General features: G+C 72.9%; 16 protein-coding genes. 10 read left to right on the top strand and 6 right to left on the bottom strand.

What is annotated here, in order from left to right:
- The first annotated feature begins 146 nt into the window (after positions 1-146).
- From ACPYO4_RS02390 to ACPYO4_RS02400, 3 genes are all read left to right on the top strand, one after another.
- Positions 147-440: a type II toxin-antitoxin system Phd/YefM family antitoxin gene (locus tag ACPYO4_RS02390; protein ID WP_425707603.1), complete on the top strand. Its 294-nt coding sequence runs from the start codon at positions 147-149 to the stop codon at positions 438-440.
- Entirely contained in the window at positions 437-859 is a 423-nt protein-coding gene (locus ACPYO4_RS02395) for a type II toxin-antitoxin system VapC family toxin (protein WP_425707604.1), read from the top strand. The genes ACPYO4_RS02390 and ACPYO4_RS02395 overlap by 4 nt, the downstream gene beginning before the upstream one ends.
- A gap of 157 nt (positions 860-1,016) precedes the next feature.
- A complete protein-coding gene (locus tag ACPYO4_RS02400) occupies positions 1,017-1,910 on the top strand; it encodes an NADP-dependent oxidoreductase (RefSeq protein ID WP_425707605.1) in 894 nt (297 codons plus the stop codon).
- 32 nt (positions 1,911-1,942) lie between these two features.
- On the opposite strand, the gene ACPYO4_RS02405 is transcribed toward ACPYO4_RS02400, so the two are convergent.
- Entirely contained in the window at positions 1,943-2,398 is a 456-nt protein-coding gene (locus ACPYO4_RS02405; RefSeq protein WP_425707606.1) for an SIP domain-containing protein, read from the bottom strand.
- A gap of 216 nt (positions 2,399-2,614) precedes the next feature.
- On the opposite strand from ACPYO4_RS02405, the gene ACPYO4_RS02410 reads away from it, so the two are divergent.
- On the top strand, positions 2,615-4,828 hold the full coding sequence (locus ACPYO4_RS02410) for a malate synthase G (RefSeq protein ID WP_425707607.1): 2,214 nt from the start codon (positions 2,615-2,617) through the stop codon (positions 4,826-4,828).
- Positions 4,829-5,203: 375 nt separating this feature from the next.
- On the opposite strand, the gene ACPYO4_RS02415 is transcribed toward ACPYO4_RS02410, so the two are convergent.
- The 4 genes from ACPYO4_RS02415 to ACPYO4_RS02430 all read right to left on the bottom strand — a co-directional run bounded on the left by ACPYO4_RS02415 (position 5,204) and on the right by ACPYO4_RS02430 (position 11,164).
- Positions 5,204-7,162 (bottom strand): ABC-F family ATP-binding cassette domain-containing protein, encoded by a 1,959-nt coding sequence (locus ACPYO4_RS02415; protein ID WP_425707608.1) that lies wholly within the window; start codon positions 7,160-7,162, stop codon positions 5,204-5,206.
- Between the two features lie 222 nt (positions 7,163-7,384).
- Complete coding sequence (locus ACPYO4_RS02420) at positions 7,385-8,389, bottom strand: MaoC family dehydratase (RefSeq protein ID WP_425707609.1); 1,005 nt, start codon at positions 8,387-8,389, stop codon at positions 7,385-7,387.
- A gap of 76 nt (positions 8,390-8,465) precedes the next feature.
- A complete protein-coding gene (locus ACPYO4_RS02425) occupies positions 8,466-9,845 on the bottom strand; it encodes a 3-oxoacyl-ACP reductase (protein ID WP_425707610.1) in 1,380 nt (459 codons plus the stop codon).
- Complete coding sequence (locus ACPYO4_RS02430) at positions 9,842-11,164, bottom strand: acetyl-CoA C-acetyltransferase (protein WP_425707630.1); 1,323 nt, start codon at positions 11,162-11,164, stop codon at positions 9,842-9,844. Before ACPYO4_RS02430 ends, ACPYO4_RS02425 begins: the two co-directional genes overlap by 4 nt.
- A 130-nt stretch (positions 11,165-11,294) precedes the next feature.
- Between ACPYO4_RS02430 and ACPYO4_RS02435 the strand changes: the two genes are divergently transcribed.
- From ACPYO4_RS02435 to ACPYO4_RS02455, 5 genes are all read left to right on the top strand, one after another.
- Positions 11,295-12,272 carry a TetR/AcrR family transcriptional regulator gene (locus ACPYO4_RS02435; RefSeq protein ID WP_425707611.1) on the top strand — a complete coding sequence of 326 codons (978 nt, stop codon included), beginning with the start codon at positions 11,295-11,297 and terminating at the stop codon, positions 12,270-12,272.
- On the top strand, positions 12,269-14,422 hold the full coding sequence (locus tag ACPYO4_RS02440) for an acyl-CoA dehydrogenase (protein ID WP_425707612.1): 2,154 nt from the start codon (positions 12,269-12,271) through the stop codon (positions 14,420-14,422). The genes ACPYO4_RS02435 and ACPYO4_RS02440 overlap by 4 nt, the downstream gene beginning before the upstream one ends.
- Positions 14,423-14,853: 431 nt before the next feature.
- Positions 14,854-15,927, top strand: a complete 1,074-nt coding sequence (locus tag ACPYO4_RS02445) for a hypothetical protein (protein ID WP_425707613.1) — start codon at positions 14,854-14,856, stop codon at positions 15,925-15,927.
- Positions 15,924-16,202, top strand: coding sequence for a hypothetical protein (locus ACPYO4_RS02450; RefSeq protein ID WP_425707614.1), 279 nt, complete (start codon positions 15,924-15,926; stop codon positions 16,200-16,202). Before ACPYO4_RS02445 ends, ACPYO4_RS02450 begins: the two co-directional genes overlap by 4 nt.
- On the top strand, positions 16,199-16,588 hold the full coding sequence (locus ACPYO4_RS02455) for a TA system VapC family ribonuclease toxin (RefSeq protein ID WP_425707615.1): 390 nt from the start codon (positions 16,199-16,201) through the stop codon (positions 16,586-16,588). Before ACPYO4_RS02450 ends, ACPYO4_RS02455 begins: the two co-directional genes overlap by 4 nt.
- Before the next feature lie 114 nt (positions 16,589-16,702).
- Here the strand turns inward: ACPYO4_RS02455 and ACPYO4_RS02460 are convergent, their stop codons facing one another.
- Complete coding sequence (locus ACPYO4_RS02460) at positions 16,703-17,671, bottom strand: hypothetical protein (RefSeq protein WP_425707616.1); 969 nt, start codon at positions 17,669-17,671, stop codon at positions 16,703-16,705.
- 376 nt (positions 17,672-18,047) lie between these two features.
- On the opposite strand from ACPYO4_RS02460, the gene ACPYO4_RS02465 reads away from it, so the two are divergent.
- Entirely contained in the window at positions 18,048-19,010 is a 963-nt protein-coding gene (locus ACPYO4_RS02465) for a nucleoside hydrolase (protein WP_425707617.1), read from the top strand.
- The last annotated feature ends 227 nt before the right edge of the window (positions 19,011-19,237 follow it).

Genomic DNA, 19,237 nt, shown 5'->3' on the forward strand with positions numbered 1-19,237 from the left:
GCCGGAGGGTGCGGTTCATGTGCGACGTCGTGGGGCGAGATCGTCGGCGGCGCGCGCCGGATGGTGTGGCGTCACCAGATCGTCACGTGGACCCGCTAGCAAGCGCCGTCCTCGACGCATCGCTATGAGAACGCTATGCTTTCGCTATGAGTGTGGAGATTCGCCAGTCCGACCTGCGGAACGACAACGCATCGGTCATGCGACGCGTCGCTGAGGGTGAGTCCTTCGTGGTGACGGTCAACGGTCGGCCCGTCGCCGACGTCGTGCCGCACCGGCGTGACACGGGGCGCCGCCACTTCGTGACCGTCTCCGCCGCCGCCGAGGTGCTGGCCGTTGAGCCCGGACCGGAACCGGCGGCGTGGAAGGCCGACCTGCGTGCGGCCGACGAGGTCTTCGGTCCGGACGAGCTCGTCGATCCGTTCGACCGGGCGCTGCGGTGACCGCGGATCAGCCGCGTCGTGCCTTGCTCGACACCTCGGTGCTGATCGACTTTCCGGCCGCACAGGTGGCGGAGGCCGCGGACGAGGTCGCGGTCTCGGCCGTGTCGATCGCTGAGCTGCAGTACGGCGTGACAGCAGCGGCCGACCCGGTCGCCCAGATGTATCGACGCAGGCGCGTGCAGACGATCCTCGAGCACTTCGAGGTGCTCGCCTTCGACACGGCGAGTGCCGAGTACTACGGGGCGCTTGCCGCGCTCGTGCGCCACCACGGCCGCAACCCGCGACCACGACGGATGGACCTGCAGATCGCCGCGACCGCAGCACGGCACGGTCTCCGGCTCCTGACGCGCAACGGTGCTGACTTCCGGGGCCTGGAGTCGGCGCTGACCGTGATCGACCTCGGGGTGCCGGCCGGCTGAGGTCGCGCCGGGCCGCCGGGCCGCCGGGCCGCCGGTCCGCCGGGCAGCCGCTGGAACGTCTCGCGGATCGGGTCTCCGACGTCGGAATGACTCGTGGGCCTCACCCGTTGGCGCCGGTATGAAGGTCATCGGATTGCAGAGCCCAGGCGGACCCGACGTGCTCGAGGTGATCGAGCGCCCCGACCCGACGCCGAGCGAGGGTGAGCTCCTCGTCCGCGTGCACGCGGCCGCCGTCAACCCCACGGACACGACCCGACGGGCGGGGACGGCACGGCGGCCTGCCGGCGACCCGCCGATCGTGCCGGGCATGGACGTCGCGGGCGTCCTGGAGGAGATCGGGCCGGGCGCCGAGACCACGCTCAAGGTCGGGGACCGCGTGATGGGCATCGTCGTGCCGAACGGCTCGCACGGCGGGTATGCCGAGAAGGTCGCGCTCCCGGCGGACTCGGTGGTGGCGGCTCCGCGCGACACGAGCCACGCCGAGGCGGCCTCGCTGCCCATGAACGGCCTCACCGCGCGCCTCGCGCTCGACACGCTGGCGCTCCCGCGCGGCGGCGTCGTGGCCGTGTCCGGGGCCGCGGGGGCGATGGGCGGCTACGCGGTGCAGCTCGCGAAGGCGGACGGGCTCACCGTCGTCGCCGACGCCGCCGAGAAGGACGTCGAGCTGGTCAAGGAGCTGGGTGCCGACGTCGTGCTCGAGCGGGGCGACGAGTTCGCCGCGCGTGTGCGGGAGAAGTACCCCGACGGCGTGGACGGCGCGATCGACGGGGCGCTCCTGCACGCCGCGTTCGTCCCGGCGTTGAAGGACGGCGGCGAGATCGTCACCGTCCGCGGCTACGACGAGCCCGCCGAGCGGGGCGTGACCTTCGCGCCGATCTTCGTCGGAACGTACGCCCAGGAGCGCGCCAAGCTCGACACCCTGCGCAAGCAGGCCGAGAAGGGGGCGGTCACGCTGCGGGTGGCCGCGGTGCTCCCGAAGGACGAGGCGCCCGAGGCGCACCGCAGGCTCGAGGCCGGCGGCGTGCGCGGCCGCCTCGTGCTCGCGCTCTGACCGTCGAGCGTGCCGAGCCACGGAGGTCCGGCTCAGGCCTCCGGGGGCCGGTGCCCCGGGCGCGCCCGGTCCGTGGCGGACCGGGCGCCCTGCCGGTGGTGGTGCTGGTGGATCCGGGCGTGCAGCTCGAGGTGCAGCTCCGCGAGCCGGGGGTTGTCCGAGCCGCCGACCCAGACGACGATCGGCCCCTCGTCGGGTGCGTCGCACAGCCACTCGGACAGCCACGCGCGCACGGCCCGCTCGAGGCGCGCGCCCTTGGGGAGCAGCAGGTGCCCCTCGTCGCCGACGTCCGCACGCGTCAGCCACCGGATGCCGATGCGCTCGGGCGCGACGACGTCGGGCAGGTGCTCGTCGGTGTCGACCTCCAGGTAGACCTGTCCGTAGGCGTTCTCGGGCAGCCGCGCGAGGACCGACCGGATGTAGGGGATGTCGTCGTGCTCGCCGACCAGGAGCACGTGCGGGCTGGGTCCGGCGTCGCAGAGGCACATGACCCCATAGTTAGGTAAGGCTGCCCTCACTGGCAAGGTCGTGCCGGGTCGTGGACGCATCGACCCGCGCTCGGTCGAAACCGGGTTTCCGCTCAGTGGATTATCCTGCTCCCAGGTACCCGGATGTCCGTAGGCTGGTGGTATAGCGGCCGCAGCGAGGGGGCGTGCGGCCCGCCGAGGACACGTATCGCGACATCGAGCCAAGGAGTTCAGAAGATGACGACCGAACAGCCCGCCGACCACGAGCGCTCCACCGCCGAGGACCGGGTCGGGCGCGCGGGCCTCGACGTCTTCGCCCCGTTGGCCGCGTTCGTGGAGGACGAGGCGCTGCCGGGCACCGGCCTCGACGCCGACGCCTTCTGGCAGGGCCTGGCGTCGATCATCGCCGACCTCACGCCGGAGAACCGCCGCCTGCTCACGGTGCGCGACGACCTCCAGGCCACGATCGACCAGTACCACAAGGACCAGCCCGGCCTGCCGGACCCGGTGAAGTACAAGGAGTTCCTCACCGGGATCGGCTACCTCGTCCCGGAGCCGGCCGACTTCACCATCACGACGACGAAGGTCGACACCGAGGTCGCCGACGTCGCCGGCCCCCAGCTCGTCGTGCCCCTGCTCAACGCGCGGTTCGCCATCAACGCCGCCAACGCGCGGTGGGGCTCGCTGTACGACGCCCTCTACGGCACGGACGCAGTTCCCGACGCGGGCGAGCACGCCCGCGGCAAGGAGTTCAACACCGTGCGGGCCGCCGAGGTCGTCCGCCGCGGCCGCGCGATCCTCGACCAGGCCGTCCCGCTGGCCTCCGGGTCGCACGCCGACGCCACGGCCTACCGGGTCGAGGACGGGGCCCTGCGCGTGGACCTGGGCTCGGGGGAGAGCGTGAGCCTCGCCGAGCCCGGCGCGTTCGCCGGGTACACGGGCGACGCGACCGCGCCGGACACGCTGCTGCTGCGTCACAACGGGCTGCACCTGGAGCTCGTCGTCGACCGGTCCGGGGCGATCGGCGCCACCGACGGCGCGGGTGTGCAGGACATCGTGCTCGAGTCCGCGATCACCACGATCATGGACCTGGAGGACTCGGTCGCCGCCGTCGTGCCGGAGGACAAGGTCCTGGGCTACCGCAACTGGCGCGAGCTCGTGCAGGGGACGCTCACCGCGGACGTGACGAAGAACGGGAAGACGTTCAGCCGCGTGCTCAACGCCGACCGCGAGTACACGGCGCCGGACGGCTCGACCCTGACGGTGCCGGGGCGCTCGCTGCTGTGGATCCGCAACGTCGGCCACCTCATGCGCACCGACGCCGTGAAGGACGCCGACGGCGAGGACGTCTTCGAGGGCATCCTCGACGCCGCGATCACGGCGCTCGGCAACCTCCCCGACCTTGCCGGTGAGCGCGCGGGCACGAACTCCCGCGAGGGTTCGATCTACATCGTCAAGCCCAAGATGCACGGGCCCGAGGAGGTCGCGTTCGCGGCCGAGCTGTTCTCCCGCGTCGAGGCGCTCCTCGGTCTCGAGCACGGCACGATCAAGATGGGCATCATGGACGAGGAGCGGCGCACCACCGTCAACCTGCGCGCCGCCATCGCCGAGGCCGCGGACCGCGTGGCGTTCATCAACACCGGGTTCCTCGACCGGACGGGCGACGAGATCCACACGTCCCTGCATGCCGGTCCGATGCTGCCCAAGGGGCAGATCAAGGGCCTGGAGCTCATGGCGGCCTACGAGACGGCCAACGTCGACGCCGGACTGGGAGCCGGCTTCTCCGGCAAGGCGCAGATCGGCAAGGGGATGTGGGCGATGCCCGACCTCATGGCCGACATGCTCGAGCAGAAGATCGCCCACCCGCGCACGGGCGCGAACACGGCGTGGGTCCCCTCGCCGACCGCCGCGACGCTGCACGCCCTGCACTACCTCGAGGTCGACGTCGACGCCGTGCGCGCCGAGATCACCGGGCGCGAGCCGCAGGTCGTGGACCCGATCCTCGTCCCGCCGTTGTCGGCCCACGACCTCTCCGACGACGAGGTGAGCTCCTCGCTCGACGACAACGTCCAGTCGATCCTCGGCTACGTGGTGCGCTGGATCGACCAGGGCGTGGGCTGCTCGAAGGTGCCGGACATCCACGGCGTGGCGCTCATGGAGGACCGGGCCACGCTGCGGATCTCCTCCCAGCTGCTCGCGAACTGGCTGCACCACGGCGTGATCACCGAGGCCGACGTCGACGACTCGCTGCGCCGCCTGGCCCCCGTGGTCGACGAGCAGAACGCCGGCGACCCCGGGTACGAGGCGCTGATCGGCCCGGACGGGCCGGGCGTGGCCTACCGGGCGGCGCGGGCGCTCATCGTCGAGGGCGCGACGCAGCCCAACGGGTACACCGAGCCGATCCTGCACCGGATGCGCCGCGAGAAGCTGGGCGCTGCGCCGCAGGACTGACGGGCGCGGTGCGGTGCGGCACCCGGGGCCGTCCCTTCCTGGGGCGCCGCTCCCTGGGGCCGCCGTTCGCTGGGGCGCCGCTCCCTGGGGCCGCCGTTCGCTGGGGCGCCGCTCCCTGGGGCCGCCGTTCGCTGGGGCCGCCTCGCTCCGGGTCCGCGCCACCTCCTCCACCCCCGGGTTCGCCGAGGCAATCGGGTAGCGCTCGAGTCAGTCCACCGCGTCGACTGACTCGGCACATATCCCGCTGCCTCGGCGCCATAGGAGCCGTTGCACGCCGCCGCTCCCCACCGGTCGGTGGGCAACGCGACCGGTCAGCGGACAGGGGCCGCTGAGTCGTCGCTCAACCCATTGCCCGCTCGTGGTGCGGCCGGTCGGCTACCGCTCCTCGGTGAGGCGGCCGGCGTCCATCCGCCAGCGCCGCGTGGCGCGCACGCCGGCGAGCATGCGGCGGTCGTGGGTCACGAGCAGCACGGTGCCGCCGAACGAGTCCACCGCCTGCTCGAGCTGCTCGACGGCCGGCAGGTCGAGGTGGTTCGTCGGCTCGTCGAGCACGAGCAGGTTGACGCCGCGGGCCTGCAGGAGCGCGAGCGCGGCGCGCGTGCGCTCGCCGGGGGACAGGGAGGCGGCGGGCCGGGTCGCCCGGTCGCCGGCGAGGGCGAACTTGGCGAGCAGGGTGCGGGACGCCTCCGGGTCGAGTCCGGAGGCATCGGTGAACACCCTGGTCAGAGGCTCGTTCACGGCGAAAGTGTCGCGCGCCTGGTCCACCTCCCCGACGACGACGCCGGACCCGAGCGACGCCCGCCCCTGCTCCGGCGCGATCCGCCCGAGCAGCATCGCGAGCAGCGTCGTCTTGCCCGACCCGTTCGCCCCCGTGAGCACGACGCGGTCGCCCCACGAGATCTGGGCGGTGATCGGACCGAGCGTGAAGGTGCCGTGCGGGGGTGGGGCCGTTGGTGTGTGGCCGTTGGCGTTGGCGTTGGCGTTGGCGTCGGCCGGATCCGGGGGTGTGTCGCCGTCGGCCGGTGACGAGGTGACGGGGGCCGTCGGCCCGGATGGCGGGGCCCCGAGGGTGACGCGGGCGTCGTCGAGCGTGGCGACGACCGTCCCCGAGCGCGGCGCCTCCGCGACGCTCATCCGCAGCTCCCACTCCTTGCGCGGCTCGGGGACCTCCTCGAGCCGCTCGATCGCCCGTTCGGTCTGGGAGATCTTCGACGCGAGCTTCTCGGTGCGGGCCCTGGCCGCGTGGATGATGTGCTTGTCGCCGTCGGTGGCCTTCTTACGGGCGTTGCGGATGCCGGTCGACGTCCACACCTTCTGCTGCTGGTGCCGCGCGCGCAGGTCGGCGACCCTGCCCGCGTACTCGTCGTGGGCTTCCCTCGCCCGGCGGCGAGCGAGGGCGCGCTCGGCCAGGTAGGAGTCGTAGCCGCCGTCGTAGACCGTCACCTGGTGCTGGGCGGCGTCGATCTCGACGATGCCGGTGGTGGTGCGCGCGAGGAACTCGCGGTCGTGACTGACCACGACGATGCCCTGCCGCGCCCCGACGACGAACTGCTCGAGCTGCTCCAGCCCCGCGAGGTCGAGGTCGTTGGTGGGCTCGTCGAGGAGCAGGACGTCGTAGCGCTGGAGCAGCAGCACGGCCAGCGACGCGCGCGCCGCCTCACCGCCGGACAGCGTCGTCATCGCGCTGTCGACATCCGCTCCGAGCCCGAGGCGGGAGACGACCTCCTGCGTGCGTTCGGCCAGGTCGGCGCCACCGAGCGCAAGCCATCTGTCGAGCGCCGCGGCGTACCGGTCCTCCGCGCCGCGGCCGGGCTCCGGGGCGGCGAGCGCCGTGGCGGCGGCGTTCATCTCGGCCTCCGCCGGCGCGACGCCGGTGCGCCGGCCGATCATTCCCGCGAGCGTCTCGCCGGGCCGGCGGTCGGGCTCCTGGGTGAGCAGGCCGACGGACGCCGTCGGGGGAGCGAGGAGCACCTGACCGGAGACCTCCGGGCCGCCGTCGGCGGGAGTCCCCGGTGCGCTGTCGGCGGGAGTCCCCGGTGCGCTGTCGGCGGGAAATCCCGGTGCGCCGTCGGCGGGAAATCCCGGTGCGCCGTCGGCGGGAGACCCCGGGCCACCGTCGGTGGAGAACCTCGGTGCGCCGTCTGGGCGGGCCGGCGAGCGAGATGCGCCCGTGCCCGCGGCGGCGAGGATGGCCAGGAGCGTGGACTTGCCCGCGCCGTTCGCGCCGGCGAGCCCCCAGACGTCGCCGGGCGAGACGGTGAGATCGAGATCGGCGAACAGCTCGCGCGGACCTCGAGAGGCGCGCAGACCAAGCGCGCGCAGGGTGGCGGACATGAGGGCAACGGTAGGTCGGCGCCGGGGCGGCACCCAACCGGTTAACCGTCGCCGGACCGGACGTCCGGTGCCGGCGGGACCCCGGCGACGGTCACAGGTTCCGGACGGATCTCCACGCCCAGGTGTCCGACGGGTATCCGCACGGTGTCCGTAGGTGTTCCACAGGATGTTCCGCTTGTCCACGGCTCCGTGCACACGGGTGTGGACACAGGCTGTGGACAGCTAGCCGTCCCGGTCGACCGTCCAGGTGGTCACGGAGCTCGTGAGGTGGACCTTGCCGCGCCTCGGGTCCCATACCACGGCCCGGGACGTGATCGGACCGTGAGGTGCGTCGCCGGCCGGCTGTTCGCCGTCGGGGGTGCTCCGAGAAGGCTCCGATGCGTCCGTGACCTGCGCAAATGCCACCCGTGCGGGAATGATCACGGGGCTGCCGAAGTCGACGTCCCAGGCGGTGGCGCCGGGTCGACCCATCGCGTGCATGGCCCGGGCGGCCGTGTACATGCCGTGCGCGATCCGCCTCGGGAACCCGAACGCACGAGCGCCCAGCCAGGACGTGTGGACAGGATTGCGATCCCCCGAGACCTGTGCATATGTGTGGATGTCGGACTCGGAGACCGCCCAGAGGGCCTGCGGCCGCTCGGGCAGGTCGACGGTCGGTCGCGGCTCGGGAGCCGGCCCTCGCTCGAGTCCGTCCGGAACCGATCCCTTGGACAGGTACGACGCCCGGCCGGACCACACCGCCTCGCCGTCGAGGGTCCGGGCGAGCACCGACAGCTCGACGGTCGTGCCGCGCCGGTGCTCGCGCGCGTCGTGCGCCCAGGCCGTGAGGGTGAGCTCCTCCCCGAGCTCGACCGGGCGCAGCTGCTCGATCCGGTTGGCCACGTGGATCGCCCCGAGCGGGGAGAACGGGAAGTCCGCCCGGGCCATGAGGCTGACCGCCAGGGGGAAGGCGAGCACGTGGACGAGGCCCGGCGGGACGGTGTCGTCCACGGGCGCTCCCAGCAGGTGCTGGTACGCCGTGAGGTGCTCGGGTTCGGCGCGCACGGGGCCGGCAGTGAGCGCGACCTCGGGCAGCCCGGCGGCCGAGCGCGTCGCGAGGACGGCCCGCGCGGAGCGCGCGAGCACCGCCAGGTAGGTCTCGCCCAGCGGCGGCACGTCGCCGACGTCCTCGATCCGGTACGACGACGGCGGCCCGGCGTCCGCACCCTCGAGGGTCGAGAACCGCACGCTCGACGACCTCGGGGTGGGGTTCGTCGTCGGGGCGCCGTCCCCTATGGACTCGGGGGTCGGGGTCGTCACAGCCTTACCGCCCCACGAGGAGCTGGCCGCACACGCGCAGCACCTCACCGTTGATGCCGCCGGCCTGCGGGGAGGCGAGGAACGCGATCGCCTCGGCCACGTCGACCGGGAGCCCGCCCTGCTGCAGCGAGGACATCCGCCGGGACGCCTGCCGCGGCACCGCCGGGATCTTCGCCGTCATGTCCGTCTCGATGAAGCCCGGCGCCACGGCATTGGCAGTCCCGCCGGATGCGGCCATCAGCGGCGCGAGCGCCCGCGTCATCCCGATGATCCCGGACTTCGCGTACCCGTAGTTCGTCTGGCCGCGGTTGCCCGCGATGCCCGACGTCGAGGCGAGCGAGATGATCCGCGGCGCGTGCGCGGCGTCGCCGAGCGCGCCCGGCTCGGCGAACGTCTCGTTCATCAGCACGGGTGCCGCGATGTTGACGGCGAGCAGGTCGGCGAACCGGTCCTCGGTCATGTTGGCGAGCAGCTTGTCGCGCAGGATCCCGGCGTTGTGCACGACCACGTCGAGCCGCCCGTACCGTGCGTGGGCGGCGGCGAGGATCCGCTCCGCGGCGTCGTCGCGGGTGACGTCCAGCTGGAGCGCGATCCCGCCCGCCGCGTTGACCGTGGCGGCCAGGGCCTCGCCGGCCGCGGGCACGTCGACCCCGACCACGTGGGCGCCGTCGCGGGCCGCGACCCGGGCGATCTCCGCGCCGATGCCGCGCGCGGCCCCCGTCACGGCGACGACGAGACCCGTCAGCGGCCGTGCCCAGTCCGCAGGGGCCTGCCCTCCGGGCCCGGCGGTGAGGATCTGTCCGTCGACGAACGCCGAGCGGGCCGAGAGCAGGAACCGGGCGGCCCCCGCCGGCGACGGATCGCCCGCAGACGCACCGCCGGCCAGGGCGATCCCGTTTCCGGTCGCACCGGCGCGCAGCTCCTTGGCGAGCGAGCGCACGAACCCGTCGACCCCGGCGCGCGCCGCCGCGAGCCCCGGGGAGTCCTCCGGCCCGGCGGCGCGGGAGAGCACGAGCACCCGCGCGCTGGGCGCGAGCTCCCGCAGCGTCCCGCCGACGGCGAGGGCCGGCTCGGTGAGGTCGGCGCTGCGCTCCAGGCCGGTCGCCACGAGGACGACGGCGCCCAGCTTGCGCGCGCCGCCTGGACCTGCGTCGCGGCGCACGTCGGCGCCCCAGGCGAGCAGGTGCTCGACCAGGGCGTCGGCGTCGACCCGCGCGGCGTCGGAGCCGTCGGTGAGGACGACGACCCGCCCGGGCACGAGCGGGGAGTCGACGTCCGTCAGGTCCGCCGTCCGGCGCAGGACGGCGGGTCGGGGCAGGCCGAGCTGCTTGGCGACCGCCTTGCCCGGGCCGCCATTGACGAAGGAGAGGTAGGAGTCGTTCACGCCGCCTCCAGGACCATCGCGACGGCCTGGCCGCCGGCCGCGCACACGGAGATGAGGCCGAGGGCCTTCTCGCCGGGGCGGACCTGGGACTCGCCGCGCTCGGCCAGGAGCTTGGCGAGCGTGCCGACGATCCGCCCACCGGTTGCGGCGAACGGGTGGCCGGCGGCCAGCGACGAGCCCGCCACGTTGAGGCGGCTGCGGTCGACCGTGCCGACCGGCTCGCTGCGGCCGAGGCGCTCGCGCGCGAACGTCTCGTCCTCCAGCGCCGCAAGGGTGGCGAGCACGGTAGACGCGAAGGCCTCGTGGATCTCGACGAGGTCGAAGTCGGCGAGGGTGAGGCCGGTGCGCTCGAGCAGCGCGGGGATGGCGAACGCGCCGCCCATGAGCAGGCCCTGGGCGCCGTCGACGAAGGAGACCGCGCCCGGCTGGGCGTCGACGACGTGCGCGAGCACGGGCAGGCCGCGCTCGGTCGCCCACTCGTCGGAGGAGAGCAGGACGGTGGAGGCGCCGTCGGACAGCGGGGTGGAGTTGCCGGCCGTCATCGTGGCGGGCGGCGCGCCCTCGGGCAGGTTCTTCGTGCCGAACACCGGCTTGAGCGTGGCGAGCTTCTCCAGCGACGTGTCCGGGCGCAGGCCCTCGTCCTTCGTCAGGCCGCGCAGCGGGGTCATGAGGTCGTCGAACAGGCCGCGCTCGTAGGCGGCGGCGAGGTTGGTGTGGGAGGCGAGCGCGAGCTCGTCCTGCGCCTCGCGGGTGATGCCCCAGGCGGCGGTGGTCAGCGCCTGGTGCTCGCCCATGGACAGGCCGGTGCGGGGCTCGTTGACGTCGGGCGCCACGGGTGCGAGGTCCCGGGGGCGCAGCGCGGCGAACGCCTTGAGGCGGTCGGCGGTCGAGCGCGCGCGGGACGCCTTGAGCAGGACCCGCCGCAGCTTGTCCGTCACCACGATGGGTGCGTCCGACGCGGAGTCCGTGCCGCCCGCGATCCCGACGTCGATCTGGCCGAGCGCGATCTTGTTGGCGATCCCGACCGTGGCCTCCATGCCCGTGGCGCACGCGCGCTGGACGTCGTAGGCGGGGGTCGTCGGGTCGAGCGCGGTGCCGAGGACGGACTCGCGCGTGAGGTTGAAGTCCTTGGGCTGCTTGAGCACGGCGCCGGCCACGACCTCGTCGATCCGCTCGCCGGCGAGACCCGTGCGGGCCACGAGGCCGTCGAGCGCGGCCGTGAGCAGGTCCTTGGTGCTGAGGGAGTCGTAGGCCGATCCGGCCTTGCCGAACGGGGTGCGGTTCGCGGCCACGACGGCGGCGCGGCGCGGGGTGGGCATGGGGATCACGTGGGGGTCCTCGCTTCGCTGGGACGACGGTGCTGGAACGCGGGCTGGAACGACGGTGCTGGAACGACGGTGCACACGGGCGCATCTGGCCGGTACTCAAAGTACCTGATACTTTGGGTACATGGTACAGGCCGGGACCGAGGATGTCTCGGGCGCCGCTGCGCCCGGGGCGGCCGCGCCGCGCGCCGACGGCCGCACGACGGAAGCCGCACCGCGCGCCGACGGCCGGACGACGAGATGGGACGACCACCGCGCCGCCCGGCGACTCGAGCTCGTGCGGGCCGCGCGCCGCTGCGTCCACGAGCGCGGGCCGGACGTCTCCATGGACGACCTCGCCGCCCACATGCGCACGTCGAAGTCGATCCTCTACCGCTACTTCACGGACAAGGCCGGGCTGCAGCGCGCCGTGGGGCAGCACGTCCTGCACCGCATGCTCCGCGAGCTGACCGAGGCCGCCGCGCGCACCGGCGGCCCGCGCGAGCGGATCCACTCGATGGTGGCGGCCTACCTGCAGATGGTCGACGACGCCCCGCACGTCTACGCCTTCGTCACCTCGCCCACGGGGGAGGCGGCCGGGGACGTGCGCGGGTTCGTCGCCGAGGTCGACGTCGTCATCGCCCGCACGCTCGTCCCCGCGGTCCTCGGGCTCGACGACGACGCCGAGGTCGAGCACGTCTCGCCCGAGCAGGCGACCCGCGCCACGCTGTGGGCGTCCGGCGTCACCGGCACCGTGCGGTCCGTCGCCGACCGCTGGCTCGCGGCCCGCGCCGAGCTCGAGCGGATCGGCGTGGACGCCTCCTCCGCGGCCCCGGCCACCTCCGGACCGGACGCAGCCGCGGCGGCGGGCTCCGGCGTCGGGCAGGACGTGCCCGACCCGACCACCTCCGGACCGGACGCGGCCGCGGAGGTGAGCTCCGGCGTCGGGGGACTGACCCACCTCGACCTCGAGACCGCCGTGGCCGGCGTCGACCGCGACGAGCTCGCCGCCTTCATCGCCTCCTGGCTGTGGGACGGGGCCGTCGGCGTGCTGCGGCGCGCCCGCAGCGACACCCGCCCCCGCACCGTCCCGACCACCCGAACCGACAAGGACGTCACGTGACCCAGACACCCATCCGCCCCACGCACGACTCGCCCACGACGACGCCATCGGCGCACACCCCGGCGAGCGTCCAGCGGGCCGACACGCGTATCGACGGCGCCGAGATCACGCGGCTGCTCGGCGGCCGCTGGTGGCACCTGCGCTCCGCCGCGCGGGACCTCGCGCTCGACCCGCGGATGCGCAAGATCGAGGGGCTGACCCACCACGAGCACCGCGAGCGCGTGCTCACCCAGCTCCACCTGCTCACCGAGATCGGGGACCCGCTGCGCGCGTTCCCCGCCCGGCTCGGCGGCCAGGACGACCACGGCGGCTCGTTGGCGTCGTTCGAGGAGCTCGTCGTGGCGGACCCGTCGCTGCAGATCAAGGCGGGCGTCCAGTGGGGGCTGTTCGCGTCGGCGATCCTCCACCTCGGCACCGCCGAGCAGCACGACCGCTTCCTGCCCGGCGCCATGGACCTCAGCGTGCCCGGCGCGTTCGCGATGACCGAGCGCGGGCACGGCTCCGACGTCTCCGGCGTGCTCACCACCGCCACCTACGACCCCGACACCGACGAGATCGTCGTCCACACGCCGGTCGAGGCCGCGCAGAAGGAGTACCTCGGCAACGCCGCCCTGCACGGGAAGGCGGCGGTCGTGTTCGCGCAGCTGATCGTCGACGGCGTGAACCACGGCGTGCACGCGATGTACGTGCCGGTGCGCGAGGAGCGGCCGGACGGGTCGCTCGTGCTGCTGCCCGGCGTGGGCAGCGCCGACGACGGCGTCAAGGGCGGCCTCAACGGCATCGACAACGGGCGCCTGTGGTTCGACCACGTGCGGATCCCGCGGGTCAACCTCCTGCCGCGCTACGGGGCCATCGCTGCCGACGGCACGTACTCCTCGCCGATCGAGTCCCCGGGCCGCCGGTTCTTCACCATGCTCTCGACCCTGGTCCAGGGGCGCGTGTCCCTGTCCAACGCGGCGACCGGCTCCGCGCGGATGGCGCTCGCGATCGCCGTCACGCACGCGGAGCAGCGGCGCCAGTTCACCGGCGGTGACCCGCAGGAGGAGGTCGTGCTGCTCGACTACCAGCGCCATCAGCGGCGGCTGCTTCCGCGGATCGCGCGCACGTACGCGCTGACGTTCCTGGGGGCCGAGCTGCTCGAGCGGTTCGACGACGTCTTCTCCGGCCGTCACGACACCGACGAGGACCGCCAGGACCTCGAGACCCTCGCCGCCGCCACCAAGCCGCTCGCCACCTGGAACGCGCTCGACACGATCCAGGAGGCGCGCGAGGCGTGCGGCGGCGCCGGGTACATGGCGGAGAACCGGCTCACCGGCCTGCACGCCGACCTCGACGTCTACGCCACGTTCGAGGGCGACAACAACGTGCTCCTCCAGCTCGTCGGGAAGCGGCTGCTCACCGACGCCGGCAAGGAGATGATGCAGATGGACGTGGCGGGCACCGTGCGGTGGGTCGCCGCGCGCGCCGCCGACACGGCCCTGCACCGCACGCCGCTGCGTCGGGCGGCCCAGTCGATCCGGGACTCCGGGTCGAAGGCCCGTTCCGCGGGGCACCTGCGCTCCGCGGACGTGCAGCGCGAGCTCCTCGAGGAGCGCGTGGAGACCATGGTCGAGGAGATCGTCATGGGGATGCGCTCTGCCCGGGGGATGTCCGACGAGAAGGCGTTCGAGGTCTTCAACTCCCACCAGGACCGGATCATCGCGGCCGCCCGCGCGCACGGGGAGCTGCTCGCGTGGGAGGCGTTCACCGACGCGCTGTCGCGGGTCCGGGACAAGGAGACCTTCGAGGTGCTGCGCACCGTGCGGGACCTCTACGGCCTCACCGTCATCGAGGACGACCTCGCGTGGTACCTCGTCAACGGGCGGATGACCGCCCAGCGGGCGAAGACCGTGACCAGCTACGTGGAGCGGCTGCTCGCGCGGCTGCGGCCGCACGCCAAGGCTCTCGTGGACGCGTTCGGCTACTCGCCCGAGCACCTCGGCGCGCCGATCGCCGGGCCGGGCGAGGCCGAGCGGCAGCAGGAGACGCGCGAGTACCAGCGGCGGCTCCGTGCGTCCGGCGAGGCGCCCGTGGACGAGAAGACGTTGCGGGCACAGGCGAAGCAGGAGTCCCAGGACGCGAGGGCGGAGCAGCCCGGCGCTCCGGCGTAGCTGCCGGTGTGCCGGCGTAGGCGGGTCGGCGGGTCGGCCACCTTTCCCGCGTCTTCGCCGAGGCAATCGGCTAGCCGCCGAGTCAGTTCCCGCGGGGGATTGACTCAGCACTTTGCCGATTGACTGGGCGTCGCTGCGCCCGCCCCGCCGAACAGCTCGGCGCCGACCGACTGGTCCTCCTCTGGGCGCGCCACCCCGTCCACCTGTCTCGCGTCTTCGCCGAGGCAATCGGCTAGCCGCCGAGTCAGTTCCCGCGGGGGATTGACTCGGCGCTTTGCCGATTGACTGAGCGTCGCCGTCGCCGTCGTCGCCGTCGTCGTCGTCGCCGCCACCGTCGACGACGTCTCCACAGGCGGCCCTCGCGCGATCTGATCCACAGCAACCGAGGACGCCCGCGCTCGGTGGCCCAGCCCCGCGGCAGCCTGCCCCGGGTGACCTCCCAGCAACGACCAGAGTTCCGCCCACCGACGATCCCGCTCGTCGTGGAGGCCAGCCGTGGGCGGCCGCTGATCATCCCGGGCGGCCGCGCCGAGCAGCTCCTGACGGCCGGCGGAGACGGAAGGCCCGCCTACTCCCTGCTCCCCGTCCGCCGCGGCTGGGTGGCGTTGATTCCCCAGGGACTGGACCGGTTCGCGCTGCTCGCGGCCACGCACCTCGCGCGAGCCGTGGCAGTCAGCCGATCGACGCCGTCGTCGCAGGCTCTCTCGCGTTACACGGCCGCGCTGCTGCACGGCATCCGCACCTGGGGCGTCCCCGACCGCCCGGAGTTGTGCGGCCCCACGCGTCGGCGCCAGGGTGTGCACCTCGATCATGTACGGCACGTCGCGGCGCTCCCCGAGGAGGATGTCGTTCATCTCGAAGGGCTGCCGGTGACGTCGCCCCACCGCACGGTCCTCGACATCGTGCGCTCGGCCCACCCGCGCGACGCCCTCGTCACGGCAGACGATCTGCTTCGCGTCGCCGGCGGCTTCGACCGCTATCACCGCCCCGAGACCGAGCGCGCCGCCGAGCTCGCGCGCGATCAGCTCTTAGGGCTCGTCGATGAGCTCCCTGCCGGCGCGCGAGGCAGACGGAGGGCGATCACTGCCCTGACCTGGGCAAGCCCGTGGGCGGAGTCGCACTGGGAGAGCCACACCCGGTGGGTGGTCCTGCGGTGGGGGAGGCGCGACGTGATCGCACAGTGCCCGGTGGAGACGGCGATCGGCACGTTCTTCACCGACCTCGCGATCCCGGACGGGAAGCGGCGGGACGGGTCGACGCGCTACCTCCACGTCGAGTTCGACGGCGGCGACAAGTACACCCACGCGGACCCGCGGGAGCGGTCGCTTGAGCGGATCGCGGAGCGTGACCGGCAGCGCGCGATCGAGGCGCTCGGCGACACGATGATCAGGCTCGACGCCAAGGACGCCGCTCGCCCCGAGGTCGTCGTCGCGCGGATCGAGTCGGAGCTCCGCGGCCCGCGACCGCGTCTCCGCCCCGTCCGTGAGCTGGGGGAGCAGCGGTGACGCGCACTGTGCATCATATCTGCATCACCTATGATTCAGATGTGCGTACCACCGTCGACCTGCCCCCGGCCGTGCACCGCCGTGCTCAGGAGCTCGCGCGCTCCCGTGGCACGTCGCTGTCGTCGGTGCTCGCCGATCTCACCGTCCGCGGTCTCGCGCAGCTCGATGCGCCTGTCGAGATCGGGACGAGCCCACGAACGGGTCTTCCCGTCCTGTCGGTGGGTAGGCAGGTCACCGCGGACGAGGTCGCAGCGGCACTGGACGACGATTCGTGACCGTCCTGCTCGACGCGAACGTCCTCATCGCCCTGGCGGTCGCCGAGCACGAGCACCACGACCGCGCAGAGCGGTGGGTTGACGGCGTCGAGTCGTTCGCGCTGTGCCCGGTCGTCGAGGGCGCGCTCACGCGCTTCCTGGTCCGGACCGGTGAGGGGAGCCGTGCCGCGGCTGCGCTCCTTGAGGGATTCGGGACGCATCCGGCATGCGTGTTCTGGCCGGACGACCTCTCCTACCGGGACGTCGACATGACCGGGACGCTGGGACACCGGCAGGTGACCGACACCTATCTGGTCGCTCTCGCACGGCACCGTGGGGGCCGGCTCGCGACGTTCGACGCCGCGCTCGCCGCCAGATTCCCGGACGTGGTGACGCTCGTTCCGTAGATGCGGTCTGCCGCGGACCGTGTCCTGGTCACGCCTGCCGGCTTCCGTCGGCCGCGCCCCGAACGCGCGGTTGGTCCTCTGCGCGGTGCCGACATGCCGTCGTGGGCGAACGACCTATCGGGCGGCGCCGCGTTGTCGGCGTGCAAGTCCGCGGGCCCACGTCCGCCGCGTCTCCAGCGCCCAGAACCATACGAACAGCGCGATCTCGTACCACTCGACGGCGAGCAGCCGGTACTCCCAGCCGAGCAGGTGCAGGACGCCGAAGAGGGGCGCCCCGGCGACCATGAGCCAGAAGATGAGGCGGTAGCGGCGCCGCAGGTCACGCCGTCCGGCGTCGAGGGAGGCGTGCGGCCCGCCCGTCAGCTCCGGCCACGCGTGGCTCGCCACGGCGATCGCCAGGTTGACGATGAGCAGCACTGCGGCGGACACGTGGACGCCGGCGAAGTCCTCCCCCTCGACCAGTCGCCAGACGACGAGCCCGACGAACATCACCAGCACCGCGTTCATCACGTTCGCCACGACCCGCGTGAGCCGATGCCTGTTGAGCGGCGCCGGCCGGGACGGGGCGAACCGCACCTCGACGACGACGAACACCACCGACATCACCAGGACCGTCACGCATGTGGCCCTCAGGGCGGTGATCATCTCGTGGCGGGCGGCGGCGTCGAGGGCGTCGAGCGTGGGGCCGATCGACGTGGGGACCAGGGCGACGAAGATCGCGAAGAAGCCCGCGACGTCGAGGCTGAAGTCCTCCAGCGCCGAGGCCCCGCGGTAGGCCACGAGGCACGCCGCGATCCCCATCATCACGCCGACGAACATGTCCCGGATCGGGCCCAGGTAGTACGCGCTGACCGACTCCTCGATCGCGCCGAGCCAGAAGAACGCGAGGACCGAGCCGAGCAGCAGCAGCGCCGGCAGCGTCATGAGGATGAGACGCAGGTACAGGTAGGTGATGCGGGCGACCGGCTCAGACGGAGTGGCATGCTCCGGGGCGTCGGCCGTGCCATGGGAGGTGGACGGTTCCGTCGCGGGGCTCCGTTGCGTGGACTGCCCGACGTCCTCACGATCCGCCCCTCCGCTCACGTCGCCAGGCTATCCAGGGCAGCCGAGGTCGAGCGCGCTGACGAGCGCGGCGGTGGCGATCGCCGGTCCGACGGCCAAGTGGGAGCCGCCCGTGCGACGTGCGATGCGTGCTCGACGACGGTCGGCACGGGCCGGCGCAGGAGCCGTGTCCGAGCCCGGGTCGCGGGTGGACGTCTCACTGCCCGAGCGGCCGCATCTATGAAACGATCTTCCTATCCTATAGGATTTGCGATGGCATTCGAAGGGGCGTGCATACGCCTTTGTGCACGTGCGGGGCGCCACGGCGACGCGAGGCCACAGGCCGACGTGTCGGTCGCCTCGCCCGCGTCAGAACGTTCGGCAACGACCGGACACCTGCGAGAGGTATGGAGTGACAATGGAGCGCTTGATCATCGACACGGATCCTGGGATCGACGACGCTGCGGCGCTGTTCTGGGCCCTGGCCGCCGACGAGTTCCAGGTGGAGGCCATCACGACGGTCTTCGGCAACGTCGACGTCGACACGGCGACACGGAACATGCACAAGATCCTCGCGGTGGCGGGGAGGACCGGGATCCCGGTGCACAAGGGCGCCGCCAGGCCGCTGGTCGGAGAGCCCAACTTCGCCGAGCACATCCACCGGGTCGGCGGCCTGGGCTTCTGGGATTTCCCGGAGCAGGACGCGGATTCCTCCCCGACGCGGACAGCGGCGAAGGCGATCGTCGATGCGGTGATGGCCGAGCCCGGGGAACTGACGATCATGGCGCTCGGTCCGCTGACGAACGTCGCGCTCGCGCTGACGATCGAGCCCAAGGTCGCACAGTCGGTCCGCCGGATCATTTACATGGGCGGCGCAGCGTTGACGTGGGGGAACGTCACGCCCGTGGCGAGCGCGAACATCTACAACGACCCCGAGGCCGCGCACATCCTCGTCCGGTCCGGCGCGCCGCTGACGCAGGTCGGTCTTGACGTCAGCAGGCAGTTCGCGCTGTCCGTCGAGAATCTCGAGGGCCTGTGGACGTCCGGCTCGGATGCCGCTCGAGCACTCTGCGAGATGATCGGCTACCCGGACAATCAGGAGGATCGCCTCGACATGCCCGAGTGGAAGGACGAGGGGATGCACCTCAACGACGTGCCATGCATCGCCTACGCGATCAACCCCGGCTGGTTCGAGGTCCGGCACCTCCATGTCGACATCGAGCTCCACGGTGAGTTCACCAGGGGGCAGACGGTGGTGCACATGATCGACCGCTGGAAGCAGACCCCCAATGTCGACGTGCTCCTGGGTATCGACACCCCGGCGGTGGCGCGGTCGTACGTAGAGACAGTGGGGGCGCAGCGCGGCACGCGCTCGAGCTGAGCCCCGTCACGCCCCGCCGACCGTGCACCCGCGCGGCCGGCGGGGCGTCGCTCCGCCCGGCGGCAGAGGCCCCCGGTGGGCTCCGGCAGAGGCACCCGGAGGTCTCCGGCAGCAGCGCCCGCGAACACCGGCGGGGTATGGGGTTCGCCCGGGAGTGAGAGGCGCGTGTGCTCCGAGCGCGGACTGTCGACAGGACGTGAGGGACGGGGGCGTGCCCGGACGGGATC

It is taken from the genome of Georgenia sp. Z1491, assembly GCF_049856175.1.
Lineage (GTDB): Bacteria > Actinomycetota > Actinomycetes > Actinomycetales > Actinomycetaceae > JB111.

Coding starts and splice junctions, on each gene's coding strand:
- ACPYO4_RS02390 (WP_425707603.1), top strand. CDS start 147: ATGAGTGTGGAGATTCGCCAGTCCGACCTGCGGAACGACAACGCATCG.
- ACPYO4_RS02405 (WP_425707606.1), bottom strand. CDS start 2,398: ATGTGCCTCTGCGACGCCGGACCCAGCCCGCACGTGCTCCTGGTCGGC.
- ACPYO4_RS02410 (WP_425707607.1), top strand. CDS start 2,615: ATGACGACCGAACAGCCCGCCGACCACGAGCGCTCCACCGCCGAGGAC.
- ACPYO4_RS02415 (WP_425707608.1), bottom strand. CDS start 7,162: ATGTCCGCCACCCTGCGCGCGCTTGGTCTGCGCGCCTCTCGAGGTCCG.
- ACPYO4_RS02430 (WP_425707630.1), bottom strand. CDS start 11,164: ATGCCCACCCCGCGCCGCGCCGCCGTCGTGGCCGCGAACCGCACCCCG.
- ACPYO4_RS02435 (WP_425707611.1), top strand. CDS start 11,295: ATGGTACAGGCCGGGACCGAGGATGTCTCGGGCGCCGCTGCGCCCGGG.
- ACPYO4_RS02465 (WP_425707617.1), top strand. CDS start 18,048: ATGGAGCGCTTGATCATCGACACGGATCCTGGGATCGACGACGCTGCG.